At 49.4% G+C, this 6,498-nt stretch carries 7 protein-coding genes; all 7 read right to left on the bottom strand.

The annotated features are described in order from the left end of the window. A partial coding sequence (locus tag GX135_00615; protein NLN84590.1) for an adenylosuccinate lyase occupies positions 1-737 on the bottom strand: 737 nt, incomplete at its 3' end. After that, positions 734-1,435, bottom strand: coding sequence for a hypothetical protein (locus tag GX135_00610; protein ID NLN84589.1), 702 nt, complete (start codon positions 1,433-1,435; stop codon positions 734-736). The genes GX135_00610 and GX135_00615, both read right to left, overlap by 4 nt. Continuing rightward, positions 1,432-2,253, bottom strand: a complete 822-nt coding sequence (locus GX135_00605) for a prolipoprotein diacylglyceryl transferase (protein ID NLN84588.1) — start codon at positions 2,251-2,253, stop codon at positions 1,432-1,434. Before GX135_00605 ends, GX135_00610 begins: the two co-directional genes overlap by 4 nt. 11 nt (positions 2,254-2,264) lie before the next feature. Beyond that, positions 2,265-3,053, bottom strand: a complete 789-nt coding sequence (locus GX135_00600; protein ID NLN84587.1) for an electron transfer flavoprotein subunit beta/FixA family protein — start codon at positions 3,051-3,053, stop codon at positions 2,265-2,267. A 5-nt stretch (positions 3,054-3,058) separates the two neighbouring features. Next, positions 3,059-4,168, bottom strand: a complete 1,110-nt coding sequence (locus GX135_00595; GenBank protein ID NLN84586.1) for a DegT/DnrJ/EryC1/StrS family aminotransferase — start codon at positions 4,166-4,168, stop codon at positions 3,059-3,061. A gap of 14 nt (positions 4,169-4,182) precedes the next feature. Then, on the bottom strand, positions 4,183-5,520 hold the full coding sequence (locus tag GX135_00590) for a hypothetical protein (GenBank protein ID NLN84585.1): 1,338 nt from the start codon (positions 5,518-5,520) through the stop codon (positions 4,183-4,185). Further along, the gene (locus GX135_00585; GenBank protein ID NLN84584.1) at positions 5,510-6,469 is read right to left on the bottom strand and encodes an NAD-dependent epimerase/dehydratase family protein; all 960 of its coding nucleotides are present in this window, start codon (positions 6,467-6,469) and stop codon (positions 5,510-5,512) included. The genes GX135_00590 and GX135_00585 overlap by 11 nt, the downstream gene beginning before the upstream one ends. Positions 6,470-6,498: the final 29 nt, after the last annotated feature.

Here is a 6,498-nt window from a genome sequence, read left to right as displayed (position 1 = left end):
GTGCGCTGAAGATGGCGAATCTCCAAGGCAATTTTTTCCATCAGAGCGCCGATCAGGGCAAGCTCATTCATGAAAAAGGCATGGCGGTCGCGCTGGATGACCTGGGTGGAAACCTTGGCTGGCTTCAAATCCAGATATTCGCAGGCCAGCTCTTCCACACGCGGGTCAAGATGGGCAAAATTTCCCACCGCGCCGCTGAATTGTCCAACCGCGACGGTGTCGATGGCGTCCTGCAAGCGCTTGATATTGCGCTGGGTTTCTTCGAACCAAAGCGCGAATTTGAGACCGAAACTGATCGGTTCGGCATGAATTCCGTGAGAGCGTCCCATGCAAAGCGTTCGACGATGCTCTCGAGCTTTCAGCTTCAGGGTTTCCGCCAAACGGTGCAGCTCTGCCAAAATCAGCTCGCCAGATTGTTTGAGCTGCAGGGCTGTGGCTGTGTCCAGGGTGTCGGAGGACGTGAGACCAAAATGAATCCAGCGTGAAGCGGGGCCAACATTTTCCGCCACATTGGTGAGAAAAGCAATCACATCATGACGTGTGACGGCTTCAATTTCTTCAATGCGCTCACAGGAAAAATCCGCTTTACTGGAAATTGCCTGCCAATCTTCATCTGGAATCATGCCCAGTTCGTGCATGGCACGGGATGCAGCCAGTTCCACTTCCAGCCAGCATTCATAGCGGTTTTGCAGGGTCCAAACCCTTTCCATTTCGGGCAAACTGTAGCGACTGATCATGGCTTTTTCAAAAGGTCTTTGAGGAAACCGGGAATCTCGAATCCACCGCTGTTTTCCTGAGGACGTGGCAGAGGTGTGACTTCTGTACCGCCATATTTAATCGAATCCACCAGCAGTTCCATGGAGCCACTTTTACCCAGGCTCAGAACCACTTTGTCTGGATCGCCCTTGGAGGTGTAATTGAAATCTACAGAGACGCCGGAATCCGGATTCATAATTTTCAGCAGCTTCATGGCGGGTGAAAAAAGCAGGCTCGTGCCGCTCAAATCCAAAGTGTTGTCTTCCAGAATCAGGCTGCCATATTTTTCCACCAAATCATCCACATCGTTGAGGACGCTCAAATATCCTCCACCGCTGCCAAAGCCGATTTGTGCCAAAGCCTGGAGCTGTGGAACGAGAGGGGAATCCACGGCTAAATAATCAGCTAAGTATATGGATATCAATGGACTGGGACTAATACCAAAAGCGCCGCCGTCCAGGATGTCCAATCGCGCCTCATCCCTGGTTTTGTTCAAAACAAACATCTTGCGCATCGTCAACCCGGTATAATTCACGTTGACCACGCCGTCGGCTCTAAAATCCTGCCAACGGGACAGTTCCATGCGCAACAGCTCCATTCTGTCCACCGGTTTTATTGTGGCGCATGAGCTGGTTAAGATGGCCAAAACAAGCGTCAGGCCCAAAAACAAACGTTTCATTTGGTCTCCAAAGTCTTCTTTTTATTCAACATCCAGATGCCGATAATGGCTGCCACAACCATCAAAAAGCTCAAAATTTGGCCGATGGTCATGAAACCAAACAGGTATCCGTATTTATCATATACTTCCAAACTGTCCGGAACCCTCACAAATTCCACAAAAAAGCGGAAAATACCATATAATCCGATGAAATTCCAGAAAACCATGCCTTCTTTTTTGCACTTTTTGAGCAGAATCATACTCACCACAAAAAGCACCACGCCTTCCAGGAAAAGCTCATAAAGCTGGGTGGGATGGCGAACCAGCCCTTCCGGGTCGGTGGGAAAAACCATGCCCCAGGGCAGGGTGGTTTCGTTGCCCCAAAGTTCCGCATTGATGAAGTTTCCCAGCCGCCCCAAGCCTAAACCAACGGCCACCAATGGCATAGCCGGATCAGCCAACTGGTAAAAATCTAATTTCTGCCGCTTCAGATAAAACCACGTGGCAATTATCACACCCAAAGCGCCACCGTGGAAGCTCATTCCGCCTTCCCAAACATAAAGAATCTCCTGCGGATGTTTCAGATACCAGGGCAGATTGTAAAATATGACATAGCCGAGCCTTCCGCCCAGAATCACGCCCAGCATGATGGAAAAGATGATTCCTTCATATTGGTCGCGATTAACTTTCACTCCGCGCATCCTGAGCAGACGACGGTAGAAAATGTAGCCCAAAATGAAGCTGAGCACATACAAAAAACCATACCAGCGGATGGCAAAATCCCTGCCAAAGAGGGAAAAACTCACCAGATTGGGATCGATATTTGGATAAGCCAACAGAGTTTGCAAGGTTAACCTCCCCGGGTAAAACGGTCTAAACGTTTAATGATGAGTTGGGCTGCTTCCTGCGGCTCAACACTGAACACTTCGGTCTGTTTGTCATGCTTGGGAGTGAAAATCTTGACCACCTGGGTGGGCGAACCGTTCAAACCAATTGCTTTTTCGTCCAAGCCAAGATCATCGGCATTCCAGATTTTCAATTCCGCGTTGCGAGCATTGCGTTTTCCGCGCAGGGAGGGAAGCCGCGGAGTGTTTATCTCTTTCACAACTGTAATCACAGCAGGAAGTTTCAGTTTCAGGGTGTCGAAACCGTCTTCCAAAAGACGCTGCACGGTCACTGTGCAATCCGTAATCTCTTCAATTTTGCGGATGAAGCAGCCTTGGCGAAGGTTAAGGTGAGCCGCAATCCCAGGTCCAACCTGGGCTGTATCGCCATCAATGGCTTGCTGACCGCACATAATGAGGTCAAAATCCCCGATTTTTTTCACCGCCGCGGCCAGGGTGAGACTGGTTGCCCAAGTGTCAGCTCCGGCAAAACGCCGGTCTGAGAGCAAAATAATCTCATCCACACCCAGGGAAACCGCTTCACGCAAGGTTTCCTCGGCTTGGGGCGGACCCATGCAAATGGCGGTGATTTGTCCGCCATGCGCTTCTTTCAGCCGCACAGCTTCTTCGATGGCATAGGTGTCGAAAGGATTGAGGATGCTTTCCACCCCTTCGCGCACCAAAGTGTTTGTAACCGGATCAATTCTGATCTCAGTGGTGTTTGGAACCTGTTTTATGCAAACAATGATGTTCATAATCCTTACCTTCTCTGGTAAAATTCTCGGATGGAATCCACAACATAGAGTTTTTGCTCATCCGAAAGCTCTGGATAGATGGGTATTGAAAGAACTTTTTCAGCCATCTCTTCCGACACTGGCATTTCGCCTTTTTGGTGACCAAGCTCGGTGAAACATTCCTGCAAATGCAGAGGCAGCGGATAATAAACCGCGCAACCTATCTCACGAGATTTCAAATGGTTAAGCAAGCCATCGCGGTCTTCACAAATGAGGGTATATTGGTTGTAGATGGTCTGAGCCTGCGGTGCAATATAAGGAGTTTTAACCTGTGGAATCTCAGCCAGATGGCGGTTGTAAAACTCCGCGTTGCTGCGTCTTCCTTCGCTCCAGGAAGCCAGATAATCCAGTTTGATATCCAAAATCGCGGCTTGCAGCGTGTCCAATCTGCTGTTCAAGCCCACACATTTGTGGTAATACTTTGGACCTTCGCCATGCACGCGAAGCTGGCGCAGCCTGGCTGCAAGCTGGTCATCATTCGTGAGGCACATGCCGCCGTCACCCATCGCGCCCAGATTTTTGCTGGGGAAAAATGAAAGCGTTCCGATGTCGCCAAAGCTGCAGCTCATCTTTCCATTCCAGGTGCTGCCGATGCCCTGAGCGTTATCTTCAATCACTTTCAGCCCATGCTTTTGCGCGATTTGCATGATGCGATCCATATCGCAACACTGGCCAAAAAGATGCACCGGCATGATGGCTTTCGTTTTGGGGCTGATGGCTGCTTCGATTTTATCTGGATCCAAGTTAAAGGTTTTGGGGTCAATATCCACAAAACGAGGCCGGGCGCCGTTTCTCCAGATGGATGAAACCGTGGCAAAAAAGGTGAAGGGAGTGGTAATCACTTCGTCTTCCGGGCCAAATTCCAAAGCCTTGATGGCCAAAACCAGGGCGTCTGTGCCGGAAGCGCAGCCAATTGCATGTTTCACATCCAGATAGGCTGCCATTTTGTCTTCAAATTCCTTCACTTGGTGCCCCAGAATATAATTATGTTCGCTCATCACTTTATCCATCGCGGCGCGAATTTGGGGCAGCAGCGATTCATATTGAGCGTGCAGGTCGAGCATCGGTACTTTCAAAATTTCTATCTCCTTCAATGTGTTAAAGTGCGAATACCAAGGAAAATCGTCATCACCTGAGTGGCAATCAACATGACATCCTTGAAGCGACTCCAGTTGTCGTATGTGACTTCTTCTGAAACATAAATCTGGTCGCCGGGGTTCAATTCCATCTTTTTCGAGGGTTTCACCCAGTTTCCGCTGGCAGAGCTAATCACACGCGTCCCGCCAGAACGTTTATTATTTGTATAACCACCCGCCTTGCGGATGTAATATTCATAATTTTCACCCTCCACCCAGGGGATAAGACCTGGATTTGCCACCTGCCCGCTCACTTCCACCATATCCATCAGCTTGGGCACAAACAGGTAGTCTCCATCGCGCAAAAGCGGGTTGGCTTCGGCGCCCTTGCTTTCCCAAGTGCTTAGAACATCAATGGAATAGCGTCCTGGAAACTGGCGAATGCGGTTTAACATATAGTAGTATTCCATGGAGGTCATGTTCGAAATATCAATGGTCAACAGGCGCTGCAGTTCCAGATCCGGCTCCTGAGCGGCAGGCCGATTGGCAAAAATTGCGCTGCGCAGGTTTCCGCGCGAACTGGGACCGCCACAAAGCAGCAGAACATCGTAAAGCGTGGTATTTTCATCCACAAGATATTCCCCGGGAGCACGCACATCTCCTTCCACAGTGATTTTCCAAGCTCGGCGATGTTCGCTGTCCGCGAAAACACTGATGCGGTCGTGTGGTTTCAAAAGAACCTCAGACGCTGCCTGGCTCTGCAGGTCAACTCGCAAAATATCGAATTCAGGGGAATCCTCACGATAGCGGTAAATGCTGAGCACATTTCTATCCGCCGCGAGGGTGAAACCTTGGGCAAGTCCCAAAATATCGGAAAGCCGGTCTCCAGGCACAAACTCATATTCCCCAGGGAAATACACTTCCCCAAAAATGCTGACAGAGGTTTCCAAAGGTGGCACCTGGATGAGATCGCCATCTTTAAGCAGCGGATTTTGTTCCAAATCTCCCACCCGCGAATATTTCATCAGATCATAGGTCCGAGCCTGATTGCCACGGATAAGCCTGACACTTCGCAGCCCCTGAAAATTTTCAAACAGGGAATCCCGCGCCGCCATCTGCAGCTTTTGAAAATCAAGTGTAGGCTGCGCCAGAGCTGTTGTTTGAGATGTCCCTGCAAGCCTTATGGCGTCTGAAACCCTGCTGAGTGAAGTCACCTGGTAGGTTCCAGGATTTGCCACAAAACCGGTCACGTTCACCGAAATGAAAGTCTGCATCCCGGGCTGCGGCAGGGTTTGCGCGCTCAAGGCAAATGCAAAAACCAGCGCGATGACCAAGATAAATCTAGTTTTCATAGTGTTCAAGCATCCGTTTTATGATGGCATCCAGATTAAAATTGGGCTCATAACCAATGTATTCTTTAACTTTATTCAGATTTGGCATCCTGTTCATCATATCCTCAAAACCTTCTTCAAACGCGTCTTCATAGCTCATATATTCTATGCGGGATTTGCTTTTGCACATTTGCCGGACTTTTTTGGCAAGGTCTTCTATGGAGATGGCTTCCGTGGTGCCCACATTGAAGATTTCACCTTCACATTTCGGTGTGTTCATCAGCTTGATGAGCGCGCCCACAACATCGGCAACATCTGCGAAACAGCGGGTTTGCTTGCCAGAGCCATACACCACGAGGGGCTGATCCAACAGCGCGGATTTGATGAATTTTGGCAAAACCATGCCATATTGACCGGTTTGACGCGGTCCCACGGTGTTGAATAAACGCACGATTACAACCGGCAGACGTTTTTCCCGAAAGTATGCCAAAGCCATGAATTCGTCGATGGCCTTGCTGTCGCTGTAGCCCCAGCGGCTGATGTGAGTGGAGCCCAAAATGCGGTCGTCCTCTTCGGAAAAGGGAACCTTCTCATTTTTGCCGTAAATCTCTGAAGTGGATGTGATTAACACCTTGGCTTTGTGTTTGTTGGCCAGTTCCAAAATGCTATCCGTGCCCCCGATATTTGTCTTCAGAGAAAGCAGCGGATTTTCGATGATATATTTCACTCCAACGGCGGCAGCCAAATGGTAAACCTGCTGCACCCCATCCATCATTTTTTCCATTAAGTCACGGTTCAGAATGCTTCCAATCTTATAGCGGAAGCTGCCGTTACCTTTAAGGTGTTCAATGTTATCCAGCCGGCCTGTGGAAAGATTGTCCACAATTCTGACCTCATGGCCTTCCTCGAGCAGTTTTTCCGCCAGGTGGGAGCCGATAAATCCGGCTCCTCCGGTGATTAATATCTTCATAAGTTCTCCAATTCTGAAGCCTTTATATT

Source organism: Candidatus Cloacimonadota bacterium, from assembly GCA_012522635.1.
Classification (GTDB): Bacteria; Cloacimonadota; Cloacimonadia; order Cloacimonadales; family Cloacimonadaceae; genus Syntrophosphaera.
Note: the sequence above shows the minus strand (reverse complement) of the source record. Positions and strands in the feature narration are given on the sequence as shown.